17 protein-coding genes and 2 rRNA genes are annotated in these 24680 nt (G+C 49.0%); 9 read left to right on the top strand and 10 right to left on the bottom strand.

What is annotated here, in order from left to right; genetic code table 11:
* Positions 1–40: 40 nt before the first annotated feature.
* Together EP073_RS13150 and rrf are read left to right on the top strand one after the other, a co-directional pair.
* Positions 41–2931, top strand: a 23S ribosomal RNA gene (locus EP073_RS13150).
* Between the two features lie 79 nt (positions 2932–3010).
* Positions 3011–3128 (top strand): 5S ribosomal RNA (rrf, locus tag EP073_RS13145).
* A 379-nt stretch (positions 3129–3507) separates the two neighbouring features.
* Here rrf and EP073_RS13140 read toward each other — a convergent pair.
* From EP073_RS13140 to EP073_RS13130, 3 genes are read right to left on the bottom strand one after another with little or no spacing between them, the layout of a single operon-like run.
* The gene (locus tag EP073_RS13140; RefSeq protein WP_164885381.1) at positions 3508–4947 is read right to left on the bottom strand and encodes a PAS domain S-box protein; all 1440 of its coding nucleotides are present in this window, start codon (positions 4945–4947) and stop codon (positions 3508–3510) included.
* On the bottom strand, positions 4928–7519 hold the full coding sequence (gene glnD, locus EP073_RS13135; protein WP_128467623.1) for a [protein-PII] uridylyltransferase: 2592 nt from the start codon (positions 7517–7519) through the stop codon (positions 4928–4930). Before glnD ends, EP073_RS13140 begins: the two co-directional genes overlap by 20 nt.
* A gap of 6 nt (positions 7520–7525) precedes the next feature.
* Entirely contained in the window at positions 7526–7990 is a 465-nt protein-coding gene (locus EP073_RS13130) for a flagellar basal body-associated FliL family protein (protein WP_128467622.1), read from the bottom strand.
* Between the two features lie 260 nt (positions 7991–8250).
* Between EP073_RS13130 and mtaB the strand changes: the two genes are divergently transcribed.
* The 5 genes from mtaB (at position 8251) to EP073_RS13105 (ending at position 12989) form a co-directional block, all read left to right on the top strand.
* Positions 8251–9495 carry a tRNA (N(6)-L-threonylcarbamoyladenosine(37)-C(2))-methylthiotransferase MtaB gene (gene mtaB, locus EP073_RS13125; protein WP_128467621.1) on the top strand — a complete coding sequence of 415 codons (1245 nt, stop codon included), beginning with the start codon at positions 8251–8253 and terminating at the stop codon, positions 9493–9495.
* Positions 9495–11153: an FAD-dependent oxidoreductase gene (locus tag EP073_RS13120; RefSeq protein WP_128467620.1), complete on the top strand. Its 1659-nt coding sequence runs from the start codon at positions 9495–9497 to the stop codon at positions 11151–11153. The genes mtaB and EP073_RS13120 overlap by 1 nt, the downstream gene beginning before the upstream one ends.
* Positions 11154–11232: 79 nt before the next feature.
* Complete coding sequence (locus EP073_RS13115) at positions 11233–11583, top strand: rhodanese-like domain-containing protein (protein WP_128467619.1); 351 nt, start codon at positions 11233–11235, stop codon at positions 11581–11583.
* Between the two features lie 28 nt (positions 11584–11611).
* Positions 11612–12490, top strand: coding sequence for a phosphoribosylaminoimidazolesuccinocarboxamide synthase (locus EP073_RS13110; RefSeq protein ID WP_128467618.1), 879 nt, complete (start codon positions 11612–11614; stop codon positions 12488–12490).
* A gap of 178 nt (positions 12491–12668) precedes the next feature.
* Positions 12669–12989: a DsrE/DsrF/TusD sulfur relay family protein gene (locus EP073_RS13105; RefSeq protein ID WP_128467617.1), complete on the top strand. Its 321-nt coding sequence runs from the start codon at positions 12669–12671 to the stop codon at positions 12987–12989.
* A 691-nt stretch (positions 12990–13680) separates the two neighbouring features.
* Here the strand turns inward: EP073_RS13105 and EP073_RS13100 are convergent.
* From EP073_RS13100 to pheA, 7 genes are all read right to left on the bottom strand, one after another.
* Positions 13681–16224, bottom strand: coding sequence for a bifunctional 4-hydroxy-3-methylbut-2-enyl diphosphate reductase/30S ribosomal protein S1 (locus EP073_RS13100; protein ID WP_164885380.1), 2544 nt, complete (start codon positions 16222–16224; stop codon positions 13681–13683).
* Positions 16225–16231: 7 nt separating this feature from the next.
* Complete coding sequence (cmk, locus tag EP073_RS13095; protein ID WP_128467615.1) at positions 16232–16906, bottom strand: (d)CMP kinase; 675 nt, start codon at positions 16904–16906, stop codon at positions 16232–16234.
* Positions 16907–17223: 317 nt separating this feature from the next.
* A complete protein-coding gene (gene aroA, locus EP073_RS13090; protein ID WP_128467614.1) occupies positions 17224–18507 on the bottom strand; it encodes a 3-phosphoshikimate 1-carboxyvinyltransferase in 1284 nt (427 codons plus the stop codon).
* On the bottom strand, positions 18504–19331 hold the full coding sequence (locus EP073_RS13085) for a prephenate dehydrogenase (protein WP_128467613.1): 828 nt from the start codon (positions 19329–19331) through the stop codon (positions 18504–18506). Before EP073_RS13085 ends, aroA begins: the two co-directional genes overlap by 4 nt.
* 2 nt (positions 19332–19333) lie before the next feature.
* A complete protein-coding gene (aroF, locus tag EP073_RS13080) occupies positions 19334–20350 on the bottom strand; it encodes a 3-deoxy-7-phosphoheptulonate synthase (RefSeq protein ID WP_128467612.1) in 1017 nt (338 codons plus the stop codon).
* A gap of 12 nt (positions 20351–20362) precedes the next feature.
* Positions 20363–21454: a histidinol-phosphate transaminase gene (gene hisC / locus EP073_RS13075; protein ID WP_128467611.1), complete on the bottom strand. Its 1092-nt coding sequence runs from the start codon at positions 21452–21454 to the stop codon at positions 20363–20365.
* Complete coding sequence (pheA, locus tag EP073_RS13070; RefSeq protein WP_128467610.1) at positions 21451–22521, bottom strand: prephenate dehydratase; 1071 nt, start codon at positions 22519–22521, stop codon at positions 21451–21453. Before pheA ends, hisC begins: the two co-directional genes overlap by 4 nt.
* A gap of 150 nt (positions 22522–22671) precedes the next feature.
* Here pheA and waaF point away from each other — a divergent pair, with 150 nt between their 5' ends.
* Both waaF and EP073_RS13060 read left to right on the top strand, forming a co-directional pair.
* Positions 22672–23700, top strand: coding sequence for a lipopolysaccharide heptosyltransferase II (gene waaF / locus EP073_RS13065; RefSeq protein ID WP_164885379.1), 1029 nt, complete (start codon positions 22672–22674; stop codon positions 23698–23700).
* Positions 23697–24665 carry a glycosyltransferase family 9 protein gene (locus tag EP073_RS13060; protein WP_128467608.1) on the top strand — a complete coding sequence of 323 codons (969 nt, stop codon included), beginning with the start codon at positions 23697–23699 and terminating at the stop codon, positions 24663–24665. The genes waaF and EP073_RS13060 overlap by 4 nt, the downstream gene beginning before the upstream one ends.
* Positions 24666–24680: the final 15 nt, after the last annotated feature.

Here is a 24680-nt window from a genome sequence, read left to right as displayed (position 1 = left end):
GAGATAAGGGAAGCTCGAGTAGACGATGCATAATTAAAAAAGTTAAGCTACTAAGGGCAAATGGTGGATGCCTAGGCGATGACCGGCGAAGAAGGACGTGGCAAGCTGCGATAAGCTGCGCGGAGCCGCTAACAGGCTTTGAGGCGCAGATTTCCGAATGGGGAAACCCTATATACCCTTTATGAGGGAGCGAACTCAGGGAAGTGAAACATCTCAGTACCTGAAGGAAGAGAAAGTAATAACGATTCCGTAAGTAGCGGTGAGCGAAACCGGAAGAGCCTAAACCAAGCTTTCGGGCTTGGGGTTGTGGGGCCTGCAATATGTACGCATGAATCTAGCAGAACAGTCTGGAAAGGCTGACCAGAGAAGGTGAGAGTCCGGTATGCGAAAGTGAATTGCGGCTAGCGGTGTCCCCGAGTACCACGGAGAATGAGAAGCTTTGTGGGAATCTGGGAGGACCATCTCCTAAGGCTAAATACGAGTCATCGACCGATAGTGAACCAGTACCGTGAGGGAAAGGTGAAAAGAACCCTTGTTAAGGGAGTGAAATAGAACCTGAAACCATTTGCCTACAAGCCGTCAAAGCATCTAATGATGTAATGTCGTGCCTTTTGCATAATGAGCCTGCGAGTTACCGTATGCAGCAAGGTTAAGCAGTTATGCGCAGCCGTAGGGAAACCGAGTCTTAATAGGGCGCAAGTTGCGTGCGGTAGACCCGAAGCCAGACGATCTATCCATGGGCAGGGTGAAGTAACCGTAATAGGTTATGGAGGCCCGAACCGGTAAACGTTGAAAAGTTTTCGGATGACCTGTGGATAGGGGTGAAAGGCCAATCAAGTTTGGTGATAGCTGGTTCTCCTCGAAATGCATTTAGGTGCAGCCTCATGCGTTAGTTGTTGGGGGTAGAGCACTGTTTTGGCTAGGGGGCATACCGCTTACCGAACCTTGACAAACTCCGAATACCAGCAACCCAGAGCATGGGAGTGAGACAGTGGGTGAGAAGGTCCATTGTCGAGAGGGTAAGAGCCCAGACCGCCGGCTAAGGTCCCGGAGTGTATGCTAAGTGGTAAAGGATGTGAAGATACTGAAACAGCCAGGAGGTTGGCTTAGAAGCAGCCATCCTTTAAAGAAAGCGTAACAGCTCACTGGTCTAGTGTTTTTGCGCCGAAGATATAGCGGGGCTAAGCATACCACCGAAGCCGCGGACTCGTATTTTATACGAGTGGTAGAGGAGCATTCTGCACAGCTTTGAAGGTAATGCGGCAAGCATTGCTGGAGCGTGTTGAAGAGATAATGCAGGCATTAGTAGCGATAAAAAGGGTGAGAAACCCTTTCGCCGAAAACCTAAGGTTTCCACCGGCAGGGTAATCCGCGGTGGGTCAGTCGGCCCCTAAGGCGAGGGAGAAATCCGTAGTCGATGGGAAACAGGTCAACATTCCTGTACCTGTATATGTGCGTTTGACGATGTGGTGACGGAGAAGGTTAGGCAGTCCGGGTGTTGGACGTCCCGGTTTAAGGTAGTAGGGAGTTCCGGTAGGCAAATCCGCTGGAATAATTCTGAGAACTGATGACGAGTCTTCGTAATGAAGATGAAGCTGTTGATACCATGCTTCCGAGAAAAACCTCTAAGGAGTACATAACAGACCGTACCGCAAACCGACACAGGTAGGTAGGGAGAGAATCCCAAGGCGTTCGAGATAACTCCAGTTAAGGAACTCGGCAAAATGCCACCGTAACTTAGGGATAAGGTGGGCTCCGAGTAATTGAAAGGACTAGCTCCTGTAGGTGAAAGGAGTTGCAGATGAGAGGCCCAGGCGACTGTTTATCAAAAACACAGCACTCTGCTAACTGGCAACAGGATGTATAGGGTGTGACGCCTGCCCGGTGCTGGAAGGTTAATAGGAGATGTCAGCGCAAGCGAAGCATTGAATTGAAGCCCCAGTAAACGGCGGCCGTAACTATAACGGTCCTAAGGTAGCGAAATTCCTTGTCGGGTAAGTTCCGACCTGCACGAATGGCGTAACGATCTGGGCGCTGTCTCAACTGGAATCTCGGCGAAGTTGCATTAGCGGTGAAAATGCCGTTTACCCGCAGCAGGACGGAAAGACCCCGTGCACCTTTACTACAGCTTGGCAATGATATTTGGTATTAAATGTGTAGGATAGGTGGGAGACTATGAGACGTGGACGCTAGTTTGCGTGGAGTCGCCCTTGAAATACCACCCTTTTGGTGCTGAATATCTAACCTGGACGGTGTGTAGCCGTAGGGACATTGTCTGGCGGGTAGTTTGACTGGGGCGGTCGCCTCCGAAAGAGTAACAGAGGCGCGCGAAGGTACCCTCAGGTTGGTCGGAAACCAACTGTCGAGCGTAAAAGTATAAGGGTGCTTGACTGCGAGACCTACAAGTCGAGCAGGTGCGAAAGCAGGCTTTAGTGATCCGGTGGTTCCGCATGGAAGGGCCATCGCTCAACGGATAAAAGGTACGCCGGGGATAACAGGCTGATCTCCCCCAAGAGTTCACATCGACGGGGAGGTTTGGCACCTCGATGTCGGCTCATCACATCCTGGGGCTGAAGTAGGTCCCAAGGGTACGGCTGTTCGCCGTTTAAAGTGGTACGCGAGCTGGGTTCAGAACGTCGTGAGACAGTTCGGTCCTTATCCGCTGCGGGCGCAGGAGATTTGATGGGATCTGACCCTAGTACGAGAGGACCGGGTTGGACAGACCTCTGGTGCGTGGATTGTTCCGCCAGGAGCATGGTCCAGTAGCCAAGTCTGGACTAGATAACCGCTGAAAGCATCTAAGCGGGAAACTAACCTAAAGATAAGATCTCCCCTGAGCGCACTTGAAGACTACAAGATTGATAGGCTGGGTGTGTAAGCACTGTGAGGTGTTGAGCTAACCAGTACTAATCGCGCGATGGGCTTAGCGCAGCATGTCGAAAGAGTTTCCCTTATATCTTACAGCCTATTTATGAAGATGTTTTACATGAGAGAATATGTTTAAGGTTTCTCTGGTGGTCTTAGCGGAGGGGTTACACCTGTACCCATTCCGAACACAGAAGTTAAGTCCTCCAGCGCCGATGATACTTAGCTAAGAGAGAGCTTGGGAGAGTAGGTCACTGCCAGAGATTAAAAATATGAAAGCCCGATGTCGAAAGATGTCGGGCTTTCCTGCGTTTAAGGGACAAATACAGTGACCTGCTCTCCCGCACACAGGAAGTGTGTGCTTTAGAAGCGTAGGCACATTCACTGTGCCTTAAGCGTGTGAGTAAACCGGACAGGACGTAGCGGTTTACTCCGTTAAGTCAGACGTAGGTCACTGCCAGAGATTAAAAATATGAAAGCCCGATGTCGAAAGATGTCGGGCTTTCCTGCGTTTAAGGGACAAATACAGTGACCTGCTCTCCCCCGCACACAGGAAGTGTGTGCTTTAGAAGCGTAGGCACATTCACTGTGCCTTAAGCGTGTGAGTAAACCGGACAGGATGTGCAGTTTGGTGTTATCAAGTCAGAACAGCATGATTATCTTCATGCCGCCGTTGCTTTTTTCGATGGAAAGATTGCCGCCGTGCTTTTCCATTATGACGCTGGCGATTACTATTCCCCAGTAATCAAAGCTCTGTGAGAGCATATTGTGGTTCCATGGCTGGCACATTGTCTCCAGCACTGGCTGCGGAACATCCAGATCATCAACGTAAATACTGATAGCGAACCTGCCGTTGAGAACTTCTGTAGTTATCTTGAATTTCATCGGCGGTTCATCACCGAAATAGCGTATGGTATCCTTAATAATGTAGCAGAAGCCCAGCTTCAGGAAGTTCTTATTAGCCTCCATACGGCATGAGCGGGTGAAGCGGAAGGTGTAGTCTATTTCGTAGTGATCCGGGAAGTTATACAGGAAAGCCGAGAAGGTTTTATCGAACTTTTTAAGGGCGACGGCACGGATTAAGCCGTGAAAAAAGTCTGCAATATCAAGATTATCTGTATATTTGAGGTTGATAACGTTCGTGTAGTCGTTGTAGCCGGTGATTATCTCTTCTATCAGCTTAAATTTGTCGTCTACTATTTGCCAGCGGTGTTTCATTATATCTGTCTGTTCGCCGGATTCCTTAATTTTTTTGAGGAAACCGCCGGCGACTGTCAGTGCGTTGAGAATATTGTGAGACAGATGTCTTGAAAGACCGGAAACAATCGCCTTTTCCTCAAGATATTTCATCTGCTTTTCAAGCTGAAGCTTACGGCTGATGTCTTGGAAGATCAGCTCATAGTGTATGTCTTTCCCTTTTATCAGGGTCATGTAGCCCTGAATATCTATGTACTCTCCGTCACGCTTTCTCAGGCGGGCGCTGATGTCGCCTATTGTGTCGCCTACTAACGCTTTCAGCCCTTCCATAAATTCAGTCCGTTTATCAGATTCCAGAAGAAGCAGGAAATTCATTCTCTCCGTCTGTTCTTTGGCATAACCGGTAATGGTAGTGAACTTGTTGTTGGCAAATATTATTTCACCGCTTTCGTTGATCTCTACTATGCTTTCGCCTGCTGAGTTTATTATATTTTCAAGCTTGTTTTTAAGGAACTGGATCTGGTTATTCTTGCTTTCTATCAGATTATAAAGCTCAACAAGTCCTTTATTCGCCTCTGAAAGAAGTGCGTTCTGCTCCTCAAGCGCCTTAAGTTTGTTAATTCTTGGGGAGTTGGAATAGCCTTTGATTATAAGATTCAGGGATTTAATGATTGACTCAGCAGATTCGGAAGGGGAGATACAGAGCACGTCATTAAATTTCTCATTGCTGATAAGGATATTCACCTTATCACGCGCGGTATTCTCATAGCTGTCAACAATGAGAATGTCCGCCAGATCGGAGCTTGGAGTAAACGAAAACTGTCTGTTCAGACCGGAGTCAAGCTCAGGGTAGGCTCTGAGGCTCTTAAATATTCGGGCGTCCAAGCTCGAGTATGAGTTCCTGTCTGATTGATTCGAGTGTTTGCTCATCGGTTATTTTATCTCCGTTCAGATCCGTAAGGTAGAACGAATCCACAACCTTGTCCACATCAGTGGAGATTTTTGCCTTTAAAAGGTTGAGTCCGAGTTTTTTAAATATTCCCAGTATGTTGTACAGAAGCCCGAGTCTGTCCTCCGTGAAAATATCCAGTATGGTGTATTGACCGGAGATGGCATTGTCAAAGACTACCTTGTCTTTTCTGTAAACGGCGGAAGGCTGTTTTTTGCCGAATACTGCCTGCTTATTTTCCAGAGCTCGGTCAATGTCGAAGTTCCCGAGAACCGCTTCTCTAACCCTCTTAACCATATTATCACACTTTTCTTCGATACTGTCTTTCTGATCCCACGGGTTTTGGACAATAAGCTTGTCGATTGTGATATTATTGGCAAGAGTGTTGATCTGCGCCCACATTATGTTAAGCCCCAGAGAAGAGAGTGCGCCTGCCATGCGTCTGAGAACACCGGCATAATCCTGTGTGCAGACGCTTATCTCTATACCGCCAAGGTCTTCACGCAGCTCTGTTTCGATGATAACATCGTGGCTGTTTCTCACCCTTAAAGCAAGATGCAGAAGCCTTATTATGTGTCCAACTGAGCTGGTGTACAGGAGTTCTTCGTCAATGCTTTTCGCAAGTTCGCGGAGCTCTTCATTCTCCGCTGTGCGCTCAAGGAGTTTCTCACGCTTGCGGGAGATAACCTTCTCCTGCTCATGCTCAAGATTCTCTGTGTCAAGGCTGCCCAGTGCCTTCTGATAAAGCTCACTCAGCAGCGTATGCCGCCATTCGTTGAATACCTTGCCGCCCACGGCGTTCATATCAGCGTATGTCAACAGGAAGAGAACCATCAGCTCTTCTTTTGAACTGATATAGTTGAGGAAATGTTTGATTACCTCAACATCGTGTATATCTCTTCGCTGAGCGATTTTGCTCATGAGGAGATGGTGAAGCACAAGGTTGGAAACCATGTCTGTATCGTCCATGCTCATGCCAAGGCGGCGGCAGATTATCTTGCTCATGCGCGCGCCGACTTCTGAGTGATTTTTCCCCTGTCCTTTGCCTATATCATGGAGGATTATGGAAAGGGCAAGGAGATCCTTGCGTTTTAGCCTGTTAAGCACTTCAAGATAGATTGACAGGTGCGGAGGGTTATCCAGCAGCAGCCTGTCTATATATCCGAGGGCGAGGAAGGTATGTTCATCCACCGTGTAGTGGTGGTAGTAGTCAAACTGAGGTTTACAGTCTATCTCCTCAAATTCAGGAATCATAGCCTGAAGTACACCTGCTTTTGCCATGCGGGAGCATATCTCGGACGAGTCCGAAAAGCGTGAGATAATTTTGAGAAAAAATTCCCCGTGCAGGCGAATGTATCTGCCGTCAATCATATACAGTCCGGCACGGATTGTGTCGTAGGTGCTGTCGGAGATTTTCAGACCCTGAACGGATGCGAACATGAACACGGTCAGGAGTCTTTTCGGCTTTTCCACGAATACGTTTTTGCTTTTCAGAGTGAGCTGGTTGCCGTATTTAATGAAGCCCTCACCGAGATCGGACATTTTGACCGATTTGCGGTGAAGCATCTTCAGCGTGAGCTCCGCCATGGTGCGGTTTATCACCCTCTCTGTTATTTCCGCTATGGTTTTGGCTGTGCGGTAGTAATCCCGCATAAAATTTTCAACGCTCATTATTGTAGAGGTTGAGCGGTAGCCGAGGATCTCCGCAAGATCCTTCTGGGCGTCAAGGCTCATTATGTCGTATTTTCGGTTATGGTAGTAGTGCAGCTCATTGCGGATTCTGAAAAGAAATTCGGATGCCCTGTTCAGTGAGGTAAGCTCCTCCGTCATGAGCATATTATTGTCTATAAGCGCGTTGAGAGAGCTGGTTTTATACTGTATTTTGCATATCCAGCAGATTGTGTTTATATCTCTCACCCCGCCGCTGCCCTCTTTTATATTCGGTTCAAGGCGGAAGATTGAGTCACGGAACTTGCTGGAGCGCTTTCTCACGGACTGAATTTTACTGAGCAGGAAGGCACTTACACCCTTTTCTGCCAGCCGGTCGTTCATTACAGAGCGGAAGAGGTCATAAACTCTTGTGTCGCCGATGAGGAAACGGTTGTCTATGAAAGATGTACGAACCACATCATCCTCAAGGGCTGCATCAGCTACTTCGCCTATTTCTTTGATCTGGATTCCCGGATTTGTGCCTATATCCCACATATCGGTGGTGAAGAGACTGAGAAACTCCTTTTGCTTCTCGGTTAGTTCGCCTTCATGGAGGATAAGGAGGTCAATGTCGGAATGGGGCGCCATCTGTTTGCGCGCATAGCCGCCGAGAGCAAGGAAGGAGAGACCGCCAGCATACCATGAATGTTTCTGGACAAGAGTCATCACAAGCTGATCCACAAGCGAAGTCATGTTCTCAAGAACTTCCTTAGCTGTGCGTCCTTTTGCTCTGCTGTCTTCTTTTATGCGGTTCCACTGTTCTTTGTAGCTTGTCTTTATGTTGTTAACGTCTATCATGTCATCCTATTGGTAAACAAAATTTTCAAAATATATGCCTTTTGCCGCTTCCTGTCCGTATGTTTCGGTCAGGGTGCGTTCAATATTCTGCTTGAGTATTTCCTTGCCCTGCGGGGTATTGAGGAGGGACGGAGCTGTCATTCCTATGGCTTCCGTGACAGCCGCCGCTGTATTGTCCGCTTTTTTGTTCATTTCCTCTGCGGTGCTTTTACTGTCTGTACTGATTGTCACATCAAGGCGGACATAGACGCTTCTGCCTTCTTCGGACGTGGTTCCTACAACGTCTTTAAGCTGAACCTGATACTCACTGCCTGTTTTGACTACCTTTGAAGAGTAGGAACGGAAAACGCTTTTATTGTTGTCAATCATGTTTTCAAACATGGGAACGAAGCTCTGCCTGAACTGAAAGATATATGTCATCAGGAGAACGGCAAGAATTATATATAAGATGCGAAGGATGTATTTCTTCATATGCCTTATTTTAGCAGATTAAGAGAAATGAGAAAATAGAAAAGCCTTCCTTTTTGAAAGCAAAGGCTATATCTTTACGGTTCCAAGGTTCTGAAGACTGCACCGTGCGAAGCGAAGCCGTGTTTACCACGGCGCGGATTGTTGTTGAAAGACAAGACAAAAGGCGCCCGAACCTTGCGGAGCGGACGCCTTCAGGGTTTATCGTATGAAACCTACAGGGTCATATAACCTTTAAAAAAACAGACGGATCTCTATTATCTATGAATATTTATATTTATACCTTCGGCTGCAAAGTAAATCAAGTGGAAAGTGAACACCTTCTGGGCAGAGCTGCTGAGAACGGCTTAGTCGTTGTCAGTGAAGCTTCTTCCGCCGATGCCGTTATCATAAACTCCTGCGCTGTTACTGAACGTGCGGTCAATAAGATGCTCTCTCTCCTGAGAAAAATAAAAAAAGACAGACCGGAGGTTTTTGCCCTTGTAACAGGCTGCGCCGCTGATCTGCTCACCGAAAAACTTAAAAAAAGCGGAACAGATATTGTCGTCACCAATGCGGGTAAAAAGGATGCGGTTGAATATCTGCTGGAAAAGCGTGATTTCTACAGCTCCATAGAGACAAGAACCGTGCTGGACATAGGTTATACGCCGATGAAGAGCCGCACACGGGCTTTTGTGAAGATACAGGACGGCTGCGACTCCTTCTGCTCATACTGCATAATCCCCATGCTTCGCGGCAAGCCTGTGAGCAAGCCGGAGGAGGATGTGGTGAACGAAGTGACCCGCCTTGTGGAGGAGGGGCATAAGGAGATAGTGCCTGTGGGGATTCACATAGGCAAATACGGACAGGACAACGGTTCCAGCCTCGCCTTGCTGCTGGAAAAGCTTGTCGCAATAGAAGGCGATTTCCGCATACGCCTCACCTCAGTGGAGTTGAACGAGCTCGACGACAGGCTTGAGGAGCTTTTCCGTAATGATAAAATATGCAGGCATCTCCACATACCGCTCCAGAGCGGCTCAAGCGGGATTCTGAAAAAGATGAACAGGCACTACACAGCGGAGGAGTACATAGAAAAAGTCTCCGCGTTTAAACATAAAATAAACGGTCTCACTGTGGGGGCTGATGTTATAACCGGCTTTCCGGGGGAAACGGACGCTCATTTTGAGGAATGTATAAATACCATATGTTCATCAGGAGTTGATTTTCTTCATGTATTCCAATATTCTGACAGAGAAGGAACGGCTGCGAGCACAATGAAGGACAAAATAAAGGGTGCTGTCAAAAAGGAACGTGCGGAAAAACTGCGCATCCTCGGCGACAGGCTCAAGTCCGAAGCCGCAGACAGGTGCGTCGGGAAATCCCTCAGGGTTCTTGCCCAGAAGGGCGGTATGGGCATTACGGACAATTATTTTGATGTAAGAATGCCCGACGGATGCGAACCTAACCGTTTTTATACCATGAATATCACAGGACGAAGGGAGGACTGCGTTCTGTACGGAGATGAATAATGGGAAGAAGAATTGTGGTAATCGGCGGTGTCGCCGCCGGAGCAACAGCGGCAGCCAAAGCCAGAAGAACGGATGAAGGCGCCGAAATAACAGTCCTTGAAAAAGGCAAGTACATATCATACGCAAACTGCGGTCTGCCGTATTACACCGGCGGTGTTATCAAACCCCGGAAGAAAATCCTCCTCCACACTCCTGATACCTATGGAAAGCGCTTCAACGCCGATGTACTCGTAAGCACCGAAGCAACCTCCATCAATCGCAAAAGCCGCACCGTAACCGTAAAGGACAAAAACGGCGAGCGTGAGATTCCGTATGATAAGCTGATAATCGCAGTTGGGGGAAAAACTATCGTTCCGCCCGTTACAGGCATAGACAAAACCCCGTATTTCACCATGCGCACTGTGGATGATGCGGATGCTGTTCGGAAATTCATTGAGAAAAATAAGCCGAAGACAGCGGTTATCATAGGCGGCGGGTTCATAGGCGTGGAAACCGCAGAGGCAATGATGCACTGCGGCATAAAAACAACGATTGTGGAAGCGAAGCCCGAGATAATGCCCAACATGCCGAGGATTGTCGCCATGAATCTCCGTGAATACATGGAGGAGAAGGGGATAAGCTTCAGGCTCGGGGTATTTGCGCGGAGAACTGAGAAAACCGTTAAAAACAAGATAGATATAAGCCTTTCTGACGGAACGCTTCTTAAAGCCGATATGCTGTTTCTCTGCGCCGGTGTTGCGCCGGATACGAAGCTTGCCGCGGACTGCGGCATTGAGATAGGGCAGACGGGCGGCATAGCCGTGGACGACACCATGCGCACGAGTGACAGTGATATATTCGCAGCGGGTGATGTGGTTGAAAAGCTCAACCGCATCACAGGAAAAAAGGTTCTTCTGCCTCTCGCTGGTCCTGCAAACAGGGAAGGGCGTACGGCGGGCTTCAACGCAGTAACGGACGGCGATATGAGATTCCCCGGCGTGGTGGGCACCTCCATAGTCGGTTTTGACGGTTACTCCGCCGGACAGACAGGGCTTACATACGAACAGGCACAACAGGCGGGGCTTGACGCCGACTATGTGTACACCGAAGATGCCGACATTGCCGAATATTACCCGGGCGCCACGTATATATTCATGATGACTGTATTTGAGAAGAAGACGGGCAGACTGCTGGGCTGCTCAGCTTCGGGAATAAAGGGCGTGGACAAGAGGCTTGATGTGGCTTCCGCCGCTCTTTACGCAGGCTTAAGCGTCTTTGATCTTGAGCATCTGGAGTTCGCCTACGCACCTCAGTTCGCAAAGGCTAAGGACAACCTTAACATAGCCGGTTTTGTCGCCTCCAATAAAATCAGAGGCACGGGTTATGCCGTCACCCCTGAGGAATTTGCCGAAGTCCGCCGGAATCAGAAGATACAGATTCTGGATGTACGCACTGTAAAAGAGCACGATGACGTCTGCGTGGAAGAATCTGTGAATATACCGGTGAATGCTCTGCGGGAAAATATGGACAGCCTTGATAAAAATACTCCTGTGTATGTCTACTGCGCAGTGGGTTTCAGGGGTTATCTCGCTGTTAAGATGCTGCGCAATTCCGGCTTTGAGGCGTACAACGTCTCAGGCGGCATGGAGACCATCGCGAGGCTTCAAAAAATTGTATAAAAAAACGCTTCCTGAGGTTGCATTATTAGCGCCTCAGTGAGATATTATAATTTACCGGACAAAAAGTACAGGGGGGTCTATGGCTTGCGAACCGGGACAGGTGCTTAACGCCGACGGAAGCGGAGGCGGCAGAAGCTCCTCGGGCGTTTCTGCTGAAAACTTTATGAAACTTCAGCCTGACAGTATTCAGGTGATAGATATACGCACAAAAACCGATTTCGCCAAGGACGGTCTCAAGGGCGCGGTAAATATTTTTCTTCATGATATAGTGAACGAGGCGGATAAGATAGACAAAAGCCGTCCTGTTTATGTATATTGCGCAAACGGCTCCAAGGGCTCCATCGCAGTTATGGTGCTGCGTGACCTAGGATTTGAGGTTTACAATATAGACGGCGGTCTGAACGCCTTTAAGGAAGCAGGAATCATTTAATTTACAGATGCAGGAAGGAGATTTCAGGATGGATACTATTCTCAGAACGGATATGCCGCAACTTAATTTTATCGGCAGCGGAAAGGTAAGGGATATTTATGACTTAGGCGATCAGATGCTTATTGTCACCACGGACAGAATATCCGCCTTCGATGTCGTTCTCCCCAACGGAATACCCGGAAAAGGGAAAGTTCTTACTAAGCTGAGCAAATTCTGGTTTGAAAACACTGCGGATATAGTTGAGAACCATCTTCTTACCACAGAAGTGGACGAAATGCCTGAAATCTGCCGTGAATACAGAAGCCAGCTTGAGGGACGCTCCATGCTGGTTAAAAAGGCGAAACCTTTTCCGTTCGAGTGTGTGGTGAGAGGCTATATCACTGGTTCCGGCTGGAAAGATTACAAATCCACCGGTGAAATCTGCGGAATAAAGCTTCCCGCAGGACTCCTTGAATCACAGAAATTTGAAACACCCCTGTTCACCCCTGCCACAAAGGCGGAGGTGGGCGATCATGATGAAAATGTCTCCTTTGAAAGAATGGCGTCAGACCTTGGCAGAAAGGACGCTGAAGAGCTTAAACGCCTCACCGTTGCCGTGTATGAGAGAGCAAGGGATATAGCCGATGCCAAAGGGATCATCATCGCCGATACCAAGCTTGAGTTCGGAATGTACGGCGGGAAAATAATCCTCATAGATGAAGTTCTTACTCCTGATTCATCCAGATTCTGGAAAAAAGCATCCTATCAGGCTGGAAAGCCTCAGGACAGCATGGACAAGCAGTATGTCCGCGATTATCTTGAAACTCTCGACTGGAATAAAACAGCCCCCGGTCCCAAACTCCCCGATGACGTTGCCCGGAAAACCTCCGAGATCTATCACGGCATCATGGATATATTGATGAAATAACTGGCGGCTGAAAGTTTAATTTATGAAAAATTTAATATTGAGAGAACTTTTCTTTAATGAAAAAGAAACGTTCTCTCAAACTCTTTCCAAAGAAACCAAATTTTTGAAAAAGCAATTTGCCGGCAAGCCGAATCTCCGTTTTATGATGGAATATTTTAACTAACCAAAGGTGGTTGATATGAAATTCGGAATCCTTCTTCAGTCAAACGATCCAGAAACCGCATGGAACGGAGTGCGCTTTGGTGTTGCCTCTCTTAAAAAGGGGCATGAGGTCAAAATCTTCCTCATGAGCAAAGGTGTTGAGAGTATCAAAATAGACAGCGGCAAGTATAATGTTAAAGCGATGTTTGACGAATTTGCCGATGGCGGCGGAGTGCTTCTCGCCTGCGGAACCTGCATAAAATCAAGGGAAATGGGTGAAAACGAAGCCTGTCCCATCTCCACCATGAACGACTGCATCGACATGGTCGAGTGGTCAGACAGGGTTATCACCTTCTGAAAAGTATAACAGTTCCATGGATGGAACTGCGCCGTGCGAAGCGAAGCCCTGCCATGCAGGGCGCGAGCGTGTATCCAAAATTTCCATGGAAGGTAAATTTTGGATTATGAGGACAAGACACTGCGCCGTGCGAAGCGAAGCCCTGCCATGCAGGGCGCGAGCGTGTATCCAAAATTTCCATGGAAGGTAAATTTTGGATTATGAGGACAAGACACTGCGCCGTGCGAAGCGAAGCCCTGCTATGCAGGGCGCGAGCGTGTATCCAAAATTTCCATGGAAGGTAAATTTTGGATTATGAGGACAAGACACTGCGCCGTGCGAAGCGAAGCCCTGCCATGCAGGGCGCGAGCGTGTATCCAAAATTTCCATGGAAGGTAAATTTTGGATTATGAGGACAAGACACTGCGCCGTGCGAAGCGAAGCCCTGCCATGCAGGGCGCGAGCGTGTATCCAAAATTTCCATGGAAGGTAAATTTTGAATTATGAGGACAAGACACTGCGCCGTGCGAAGCGAAGCCCTGTTTTGATAACATTTCGCGCGGCGAAACTCTGTCCTTGGAGTTATGCGACTCTTCGCTGTCACTCGGAGTGACGCAAAGAAGGTGTAAAAAGGACTTTGTCAACAAACAAAAAAGCCGCCCTTGTGAGGCGGCTTAGTTTATTGGGGGTCAGTCTTTATATACTCTTAAAATTATTCTTCGTTGTTTTCCAGAGCGTCAAGCTTGTCTTTCAGCATGCTGCCGAGGCTGAAGCTTGAGCTTCCGTCATCCATCTTTTTGAGGAATTCCTTAACTTCTTTTCTTTCGGAATCCTGCTGGTGTCTCCTTACGGAGAGGATAACGCTTCTTTCTCTCTGGTCATTTTTGATTACGACAGCCTTGATTGTCTGACCGACTTTGAACTTGCTTTCGGGCTCTATTTTGTCCACATCAAGCTCGGAAACGGGGATAAAGCCGCTGAGGTCTCTGGGGAGAGCAACCGTAACGCCGTCTTTTGTAACAGCGGTTATTTCAACTTCAGTCATTTTGCCCAAGGGAAGAAGCTTGCCTATCTCTCTCCATGGGTTGGGCTCAAGCTGTTTAAGACCGAGGCTGATTCTCTCTCTCTCGGGGTCGATCTTAAGGACTTTCGCATCAATAGCATCGCCTTCTTTGAAGTTTGAGAGGTCTTCAGGCTCGTCTGTCCATGAAATATCTTTTTTGCGGATAAGACCGTCAAGGAATTCGCCGAAGTCGACAAAGAGACCGAACTCGGTAACACTTTTGATAATTCCTTTTACAGTGGCGCCTTCAGGGTGTTTGTCCTTGAGAGTATCCCAAGGGTTTTCATTAAGAAGCCTGAGAGAAACGATAACCTTTCTGTTGGCGTTGTCCACGCCCACAACCACACCTTCGACATTGTCTTTCGGCTCAAGCTTGACCTTGGCGTTTTTGAGCCATGAAAGCTCTTCCTGAGGAACGAAGCCGTCAACACCCGGTTCAAGCTCAAGAACAAAGCCTTTGCTTTTTCTGGTTATAACTGTTCCTTTAACTATCTGGTTGTCGGGGTATTTTTCATCCACAGCGCTCCAAGGATCGTTGTGCATCTGTTTCAGACCGACTTCAAGTTTTTCGTTTTCCCTGTCGATGGTGAGAACGAGAACATCAAGCTCTTCACCTTCTTTAAGGTACTGTGAGGGGTGTTTCACCACGCCCCAGCCTATGTTGTTTTTATGGAGGAAACCGTCCACAGCGCCGAAATTCATGAAAGCGCCGTAGTTTTTAACGGTTTTTACTGTTCCTTTCAGAACCGCGCCTTCCTTTATGCCGTCGAAGAATTCCTTTTTGTTTTTGTCCATGGACTCAGACATGTTGATTCTTCTGGAAGCAAGGAATGAGCGCTGTTTTTTATTTGTTTTAAGAACCTTGCACTCGATCTCTTTTCCTATGTAGGACTTGGGATCCTGCATTCTGTTTTTGAAATCTATGTGGTTTTCAGGGATGAAGCAGTCAATGTCATTGAATTTACCGAGGAAACCTTTATCCACGTTGCCCGTAACTTTAACTTTAACGGGTTCGCCGGTCTCCAGTGCGGATTCAACAGCGAGCCAGTCGGTTTCTTTTTCGATGGCTTTTCTGGAAAGCTTGATGTATCCGCCGCCGCCGGTCATGCCCTGATACATAACCTCAATTTCATCGCCCACTTTTACGTCAACATCTCCTTTGCCGCCAAATTCGGTTTTGGAGATAATCCCCTCGGTTTTGTAGCCGATGTTGACGAGGATTTCGCTTTCGTTAATTTGCGCAACGACACCCTTAACAATGGAGCCCTTCTCAGGGAGCTGGAACGATTCTTCAAGAAGCGTTTCAAAGTCCTCCATTCTCATTTCATCATTGCTGTTAGAGTTATTCACATTCATTTCCTGACCCCTTCCAAAGTATTCTATTACCTCTTTTATGAGATCCCCCGGCGTGCTGGCGCCCGCTGTGATCCCTATGGTATCCTCTGGCATAAACTTAACGCCCTCAAGTTCCTCCGCTGTTTCTATGTGGTAGGTTCTGGGGCATATTTCGCCGCAGATGGTGAAAAGGCGTGTTGTATTGGCGCTGTTTTTACCGCCGATAACAATCATCGCGTCCACCCTGCGGGCGAGCTCTATTGCCGCAGACTGACGTTTTTCAGTAGCGCTGCAAATGGTATGCGCCGTTTCCAGCACGCGGCATTTTGCTTTAAGAACTTCCGTGATTTTTGAGAAAGTATCTTTATTCTGCGTGGTCTGCGCCACAAGAGCGCATTTCTCGAAATCAGGAAGTGTTTCCGCTTCCGTTTCGCTTGATATTATATAAAAATCCCCTTCGATGAAGCTGACTATGCCCTCAACCTCGGGGTGTTCTCTCTCTCCGAAAACGACGACAGAAAAACCGTCTCTGCTGAATTCGCCCGCTGATTTCTGGGCTTTCTTGACAAAGGGGCAGGTGGCGTCCACCGTATCTATGCCTTTTTCGTCAAGATTACGGTAGGTTTCTCTGGTTACGCCGTGGGAGCGTATTATGACTGTGCTTTCCCTGTTAATGTCATCCGGTGATTTGCAGACGCTGACACCTTTTTCGCTGAAGCGCCTGACAACCTGCGGATTGTGTATAATCGGTCCCAAAGTGCAGACGTTTGATTTAATCCCGGAGGTCTCCTCAACGAGACTCACCGCACGTTCAACGCCGAAGCAGAATCCTGCGTGTTCGGCAAGAAAAATTTTCACTAAAACCTCAGGTCCTTCGTTTCCTGTCAATCTCAGCAGACATTATTGATATAACTTCATCTATTGTCAAGCCAGTTGTGTCCAATTCGACCGCATCTTCAGCTTTTTTAAGCGGAGCTTCCTTTCTGCCCGAATCCATTTCGTCTCTCTTGAGAATATCGTTTTCAAGCTGTTCCAGAGGCACTTCCAAGCCTTTTGCCTGCCATTCCGCCTGTCTGCGCCTTGCGCGTTCTGTGGGCGAGGCGGTAAAGAAAAACTTAACATCCGCATCAGGCAGCACAACCGTGCCTATATCCCTGCCTTCCATTATCACCTCACTCCGTTTTGCAAGGTCTTTCTGCTTGGCGGTCATGAGGCGGCGGACGTCGCGCATTGCGGAAACCTCACCCACCATCGCTGTTATCTCCGGCGTGCGGATAATATCGGTTATTTCAGTTTCGTTTCCGTCTATATTTATGAACATACGCTGACCCATGGGAGCGGGCTCGAAACGCATATCTGTATTTTCAAGGATTTTTATGAAGGAAGCGTCGTCATCGGCGAATGCCGTTTTGATGTGGGCGCATGCTCTGTACATTGCGCCGGTGTCAAGGTAGGTGAAACCGTATTTTTTCGCTATAAGTTTTGAAACACTGCTTTTCCCGCTGCCTGCGGGACCGTCCACGGCGACCTGAAAACTCATTAAACCTCTGCCCTTACTGTGATAGTTCAGAAACGGCACATCCTGTCCGTTTCTTCACACGCTCGCGCCTTGCAAAGCAAGGCTTCGCTTCGCACGGCGCAACTCCGTCCATGGAGTTACAAATACAGTAACCTGCTTATTCATCTTTATCAAATCCCCCCAATCCCCCCTTTTATAAAGGGGGAAGCTGTTGACGCTAAGAGTAAAACTCCCTCCTTTTGTAAAGGAGGGCGGGGGAGGATTTATGCAAATATATTCATTGTTATTTTTAAAAGTATTTTATCAGCAAGCCGCCTGTATCCCGTTTCAGCGAAAACTCACTTAATTTCGGTTTGCTCCAGAATGTCTGCAAAGTTCGGAAAAGATACATCAACGCTCTGTATTTCGTCAACAGAAACCTTCTCCCCGAAGCGCTTGCACATAAGGATAGAGAGCATTGCGATACGGTGATCGAAGAAGGAGCGAAGGCGTGCCTGAGCGGGCTCCTTTTTCAGCGGGTATATCTTCATACCGTCTTCAAATTCCTCTGTTTCAGCACCAAGCTGGCTAAGGTTGTAGAGCGTGGAGGCGATGCGGTCTGATTCCTTGACTCTGAGCTCGTGGGCGTCTCTTATCTCAACGGGCGAATCCGCGAACATTCCGAGAAACGCCAGAAGCGGAAGCTCGTCAATGAGGTTGGCGATCAAGTCTCCGTCGATTCTGCCGCCGCTGAAGGTCTGGTGTTTTATATGAATATCGCCCATGGGCTCCACTGTATTTTCATAGTAATTAAGCTCAAACTTCACGCCGAAGGAGGCAAGTGCGGTGAGGAGCCCGGTTCTTGAACTGTTGAGACCGACATTTCTGATGGTTATGTCCGAGCCTTCAAACATCAGCGCCGCGCCAATGAAGAAAGCGGCGGAAGAAAAATCTCCGGGTACTGCCGCGTCTGTTCCGGTGAGCGGTCTGCCGCCGTTTATTATGACCGTGTTCCCCTCAGCCGATATGTCGGCGCCGAAGCTTTTCAGCATTATTTCAGAGTGGTTTCTCGTGAGAGCAGGCTCTGTGTATGAGGTGCGTCCTTCTATCTGTGCAGCGGCGAGGAGGACGGAGCTTTTCACTTGTGCGCTTTTTGTTTCGCCTTTAATGTCCGCAGGGTGCATATGTGCGGGGAGTATGGAAAGGGGGAGCAGAGTCCCGTTTGATGCCGCCTCCATTCTTGCGCCCATGAGAGAGAGGGGTTTGATCACCCTTTTCATAGGTCTTTTGCGGAGGCTGTCATCTCCGGTGAGCACTGCATAAACCCCTGCGGGAGCGATGAGCCCTGTAATGAGCCTTGCTGTGGTGCCGGAGTTGTCGCAGTTGATCACGTCGCTTGGTTCCTGAAAAAATCTGTAGCCCTTGGAGACAACCACGAAGCCGTTTTCAGCGGGGATAAATTCAGCGCCGAGAGCCTTCATGGCGTTCATCGTAGCGATCGTATCACGGGACATGAGAGGGTTGGTCACCCTTGTGCTCCCTTCCGCCATTGCGCCGAGCATGAAGGAACGGTGAGTGATGGACTTGTCCGCCGGAACTGTGATTTCCCCTTTGACTGACTTGATTTTGCCGAAAGTGATCATTTTATGCTTCTCCTGATGCTGCTGGCGTCTTCTATTCGTTTATAGATTTTTTTCTCATCCTTCGCCGTTATGTCTTCCCGCCATGTTTTGAGAAAATCTATGTAAGTGTCTATGAGCTCTATAACTGTTTTGTCGTTATCAAGAAATATATCCGTCCACATGCGCGGATTGCTGGCTGCTATTCTGGTGAAGTCCTTAAACCCGCCGCCTGTGTATGAGAAAGCCTCAGGGCAGGCTTTGTTCACTGCCTCCACAAGGGAAAACGCAGTAACGTGAGGCAGGTGGCTTATGGCTCCGAAAACGAGATCGTGCCTGTCAGCGGTCATTACCGTGACCCGCATCCCTATCACTTCGTGCAGGGCTTTCAGATCGTCAGTCGGAAAGCCGTCCGCAACAGGGGTGAGCACATGCACCGCACCATCGAAAAGCCCGTCAGTTGAGCTTGAAAAACCGGAAACCTCCCTCCCTGCGATGGGATGCCCGCCGCAGAAGTTCAGCCCCAGTCCGTGAGCCAGAGCGCAGACGGTTGACTTTGTGCTTGCTCCGTCTGTCACAGGTGTTTTCACACCTTTTTCAGCGAGGGTTTTCAGCACGGATTTTGTCGCTTCCACCGGAACGCAGATGTATATGAGCTCCGGCTTTAGTGCCAGAAGCTGATCCATATCGTCCGTGAGGGCGCTGAATATGTCTGCTCCTGCCGCTTCGGCGAGGGTGGAGGCGCATTCATCGAGTCCGTATACACAAAGACCCCGATCGCAGAAGGCTCTTGCGAAGGAGCCGCCTATCAGACCGAGGCCTATGATCCCTATGGAGTTAAAAGCCATCTCTAGCTTATTTTCTTGCCTATTGCTTCGGCGATGACCCTCATCCTTTTCATAAGGATGTCGAAATCATCCGGAACTATGGACTGGTCACCATCGCTCATTGCGTCTTCGGGGCAGTTGTGAACCTCAATCATAACTCCGTCCGCACCTGCGGCTACCGCCGCCTGAGCCATGGGGAGTATGCAGTCCCTTCTGCCTGTTCCGTGGCTGGGGTCTACTATGATAGGGAGGTGGGTATTCGACTGGACAACGGGAACCGCGGAGAGATCAAGAGTATTTCTTGTCTCAGTCTCGTATGTCCTGATGCCCCTTTCGCAGAGGATAACCTGATGGTTGCCGCCTGCCGCTATGTATTCCGCCGCCATGAGAAACTCCTTGATTGTGGCGCAGAGCCCGCGTTTAAGCATGACGGGGGTTTTTATTGTTCCGAGCTCACGCAGGAGGCGGAAGTTCTGCATGTTGCGCGCCCCTATCTGGATTATGTCGGTGTATTTGAGGATGTCGTCCATGTCTCTGGGATCCATCATCTCGGTGATTACAAGCATACCGTATTCATCTGCCACTTCACGGAGATATTTAAGACCTTCCACGCCGAGACCCTGAAAAGCGTATGGTGAGGAGCGGGGCTTGAAGGCTCCTCCTCTGAGGATTTTCGCTCCTGCCTCGCTGACTCTTTTGCCGATGGCAAAGAGCATGTCTCTGTTCTCAACGGAACAGGGACCAGCCATTACCGCAACATTGCCGCCGCCGATTTTTATTCCCTTAATGTCTATTACCGTGGGCTCAGCCTTGAAATCCTTGCTCACCAGCTTGAAGGGCTTTACTATGGGCAGAACCTTTTCCACTCCCGGGATAGACGAGAGAGGTTTGTCACGAAGTGTTCTCTCATCGCCGATTGCGCCGATGATTGTTCTCTCGGTGCCTTTTGATATATGAGTCTGGAAGCCGAACTCGGTAAGCTTGGATGCCACATGATTTATCTGTTCGTCTGTCGCGCCTTTTTTAAGTACTATTATCATTTTTATGCTCCCTTAAAGGACAGCTTTAAGCTGTTCGATGAATATTTTGTTCTCTTCTTCCGTACCCACGGAAACCCTGATGTAGTCTTTCAGTCCGGAGCCGAGGTAGCGCACTATCACGCCTTTTTTAAGCAGATCCGTGAAAACCTTTTCGCCGCTGCCTGTTTTCACGAGGATAAAGTTTGCCTGAGTGGGGAGATACTCAAAACCGAGCTTCTCGAACTCGCCGTACAGGTAAGCCTTGCCCATACGGTTTTCACGGATAACTTTTTTCAGGTGGTCTGTATCCTGAAGCGCTGCCTCCGCCGCAACCTGCGCCGCCATGTTGGTGTTGAACGGCTGGCGGACACGGTTCATCATGTCTATCGCGGCGGGGTCGGCTATGCAGTAGCCCACACGGAGAGCGGCAAGTCCGTATGCCTTGGAGAATGTGCGCATAATCATCATGTTGGGGTAGTCCTTCTGCATTTTCATAGTGTCGGGGAAATCCGGCGCGTCAACGTATTCGCAGTATGCTTCGTCCATGACGACTATGGTCTCCGCGGGAACTTTTTTCATGAACGCCTCAAGGGTTTCCTGATTAAAGTATGTTCCCGTGGGGTTGTTGGGGTTGCCGAGGAAGATAAGCCTTGTTTTTTCATTTATGTTGGCCGTGAGCGCTTCAAAGTCGAAGGAGAAGTCACTCTTAACGGGGATCCATCTGCATGATGCTCTCATAGCCTGCGCTATTATTCCGTAAACGGAGAAGGAGGGCGAGGGGCTCATGACGTGCTCATCACGGGCTAGGAAGGTTCTCATGGCGAGTTCTATTATCTCGTTTGAGCCTGTGCCGAATATGAGCCTGTCAGCGTTGATGCCGAGCTTTGAGGCTAGCTTGGTGCGGAGATAGAACACATCACCGTAAGGATAGCGGGACATTTCCGGCAGAAAATCCGCCACAGCCTGAATGACTTTGGGTGAAGGTCCCAGCGGGTTTTCGTTGGAGGCGAGCTTCACCGCTTTTTCTATGCCCAGCTCTCTTTCCAGTTCCTTAACCGGTTTTCCGGGCACATAAGGGCTTAAACCCTGAATCTCTTTACCTGCGAGTTTTGCGTAGTCTATCATTTTTCCCCCTTGGGATAAGAACCCAGCACCTTGAAGTGGGTTACGCTTTCGGAAAATTCGTCAATCACGGATTTCAAGGGCTCAATGTCCCTGTGCCCGTCAGTGTCCACATAGAAAACGTATTCCCACGCCTGCTTTTTGGAAGGGCGGGATTCGATCTTAGTCATGTTTATACCCTTGGAAGCGAATACTTCAAGGGCTTTGTAAAGCGAGCCTGATTTATGAGTGATGCTGAACACCATCGAGGTCTTGTCATTGCCTGTGGGCAGAGACTGAAAGCCGCCTATGATAAGGAATCTCGTATAATTGTTAGGCATATCCTCTATGCTGCGCTCTATTATTTTCAGGTTATAGCATATTTCAGCCATTTCAGAGGCTATTGCCGCCGCTCCTGCGTCCTTGGAGGCTATTTCGGCAGCTTTTGCCGTGGATTCCACATCGTAAAGGGGAATATCCGCCGCATGTTCCGCCAGCCATTTCCGGCATTGGGGTATGGCGTGGGGGTGGGAGTAAATCCTCTGGACATCTTCAAGTCTGCCGGACTGGTTCATCAGGTTCTGATTTATCTCCAGATAAACTTCGCCGCAAACTTTTATGGATGAACCGGCGAACATGTCAAGAGTGTGGTTCACAACCCCCTCAAGGGAGTTTTCCACTGGTATAATGCCGTAGTCCAGCCTTCCGCGCTCAACAGCGTCAAAAACGTCCGGTATGCTGCGCATGGGGATAAGCTCGGCAGATAGACCGAACTGCTTTATGGCGGCGAGGTTCGTGAAAGTGCCCTCCGGTCCCAGATAGCCGATGCGCTGAAGCTTTTCCAGCGAGAGGGAGGCGGAGATAATTTCCCTGTACACCCTGCGGACAGCTTCAAAGGGCAGAGGACCGTCATTCATTTTGGAAAGACGCTCGTAAATCTGCTTCTCACGGGAGGGAACATACAGGGGCTTGCCCATCTCCTTCTTGATTTCGCCTATCTTCATAGCTTCTTTTGCGCGTGCGTTCAGAAGCCTGAGGATTTCGGCGTCCAGTCTGTCAATTTCCTGTCGGTGTTTATCAAGTTCATCCATCCGACAAATCTACCAGAACCCTCCTGTTTAAGCAAGGCTAAAGAACTGTTCAGCGGGGCTTTAACAGTAATATGATCTTGACGGGTATGGGCTGTTTTGGGATAAATTAAAATGAATATTTTTTCCTGAAATAAGATCAAAGGAATTTTTTTGAAGATACTTGTATTCAACCCGTCGTTTCTTGGTGATTCGGTGCTTACAACGCCTCTTATAAAGGCTGTGAGGCATTATTTTCCGGACAGTTCCGTGGATTTCTGCGTAAGACCGGAAAATGCGCCCCTTTTTCAGGGAATGGAGCTGATAAACGAGGTAATTGTTTTCGACAAGCGCAAATCGGCGGGCGGCGCAGGCGGTATTTTCCGCTTTGCCCGTGAGCTGAAAAAGCGTGATTACGATATAATAATATCCTGCCACAAATCGTTCCGAAGCACGCTGACAATGGCTCTGACCGGTGTTCTGCGCCGTATGGGGTTCAGGCAGTCGGCGCTTTCGTTTCTTTATACGGAGACAGCGGACAGGGATATGAGCAAGCACGAGGCGGAGCGTAACCTGATGCTTCTTGAACCGCTTGTGGCTGATTTCGACCTTGAGGACGCCAAGAAGCATGCGGGCAGGGCTGAGGTGTTTACTGATGAGCGTTTGAGAGCCAACGCGGCGAAATATATAAAATCCGCATCCGGCGGGCGCAGGCTCATAGGTATAAACGCAGGCAGTGTCTGGGCTACCAAGAAGTGGCAGTCCGAAAAGTTCGCCGAAGTGAGCGACATGCTGTATGAGGAAGGTTTTTTCTGTGTTCTGTTCGGTGCTCCGACCGATTCCGAAGCCTGTGGTCAGGTTATGGCAAACGCTAAGCGTCCGCTGATGAATCTCTGCGGAAAGCTTCCCTTGGGGCAGCTACCGTCATATATAAAGGCTATGGATGCTCTCATCACAAACGACAGCGGACCTCTGCATATAGCCTCAGCCGTCGGTACGCCTGCCGTCGCAATATTCGGTCCCACGGTTAAGGCTCTTGGCTTTTTCCCTTATGATGATAAAAGCATCGTGGTGGAAAAGGAGCTCTACTGCCGCCCCTGCGGGCTCCACGGCGGCAACGAATGTCCGGAAGGGCATTTCCGCTGTATGGGCGAAATCAGCGCCGGTGATGTGTTTGAGGCTGTTGGAAAGGTGCTGAAATGAAAGAAAAAAATATAAGAAAAGCTCCGGTAAAAAACAGCAGGACAAGAGTCCTCTTCGTGCGCCTCAGCTCACTGGGTGATGTGATATTGATTACCGGCGTTATAAAGCGCTTCAGTGAGCAGTTTCCTGATTATCTGTGTGATGTGTTCACCTCTGCGGTGTTTGCCCCCGTGTTTGACGGTCTGGATTTTGTGAACCGTGTAATCACCTTCGATAAGAAGGACGGCTTCAAGGGATTCGCCAAGGCTGTTCAGGAGGAGCTTAACGGTTATGACTATGTTATAGATCTCCACGCTAACCTGCGCACATTTCTGCTGAGGTTCATGGCGGACGCAAAATTTCTTAAATATCATAAGGATTCCGCTGCCCGCCGTATGTTTGTGAAAAGCAGAAAGCGGACAGAACGGCTCGGCATACATGTAGTGGAAAAATACGCTGAGACACTTAAGCCTCTGGGTATGAAGGAATATTCTGTTGAGGAGCTCCGTCCTGTTCTGCATTCCGGCAGGCGGGAGGAGGGCTGTATCGTGCTGAACCCCTTCGCCAGCAAACTCACCAAGCAGTGGGATAAGTTTCCTGAACTGGCGGAAAGGCTTGTAGACATGGGGCAGAGGGTTACCGTCATAGGTCAGGGAGATTTTCCGCAGATTGACGGTGTAAATAACCTCACGGGGAAGACCACGCTCAGGGAAATGCTTGATATAATCGCAGCCTCTTCCGTGCTGATCACCACCGACAGCGGACCCATGCACGCAGGTGTTGCGCTGAATAAAAAGGTTATCGCCGTTTTCGGATCCACAACATCCGACTTCGGCTTCGCGCCGGAGTTTAAGGGCTGCTCCGTCGTTGAAGTAAGCGGGCTGGGCTGCCGTCCCTGTCATGTGCACGGGCAGGACAAATGCCCGCAGGAGCACTTCCGCTGCATGCGGGATATAAGCGTTGATGATGTTTTAGAACTGCTCTGAGCCTGCTTTCGTTGA

Origin of the sequence: Geovibrio thiophilus, assembly GCF_004087915.1 — a bacterium.
GTDB classification, from domain to species: Bacteria; Chrysiogenota; Deferribacteres; order Deferribacterales; family Geovibrionaceae; genus Geovibrio; species Geovibrio thiophilus.
This window is presented reverse-complemented; position numbering and strand designations above follow the sequence as displayed.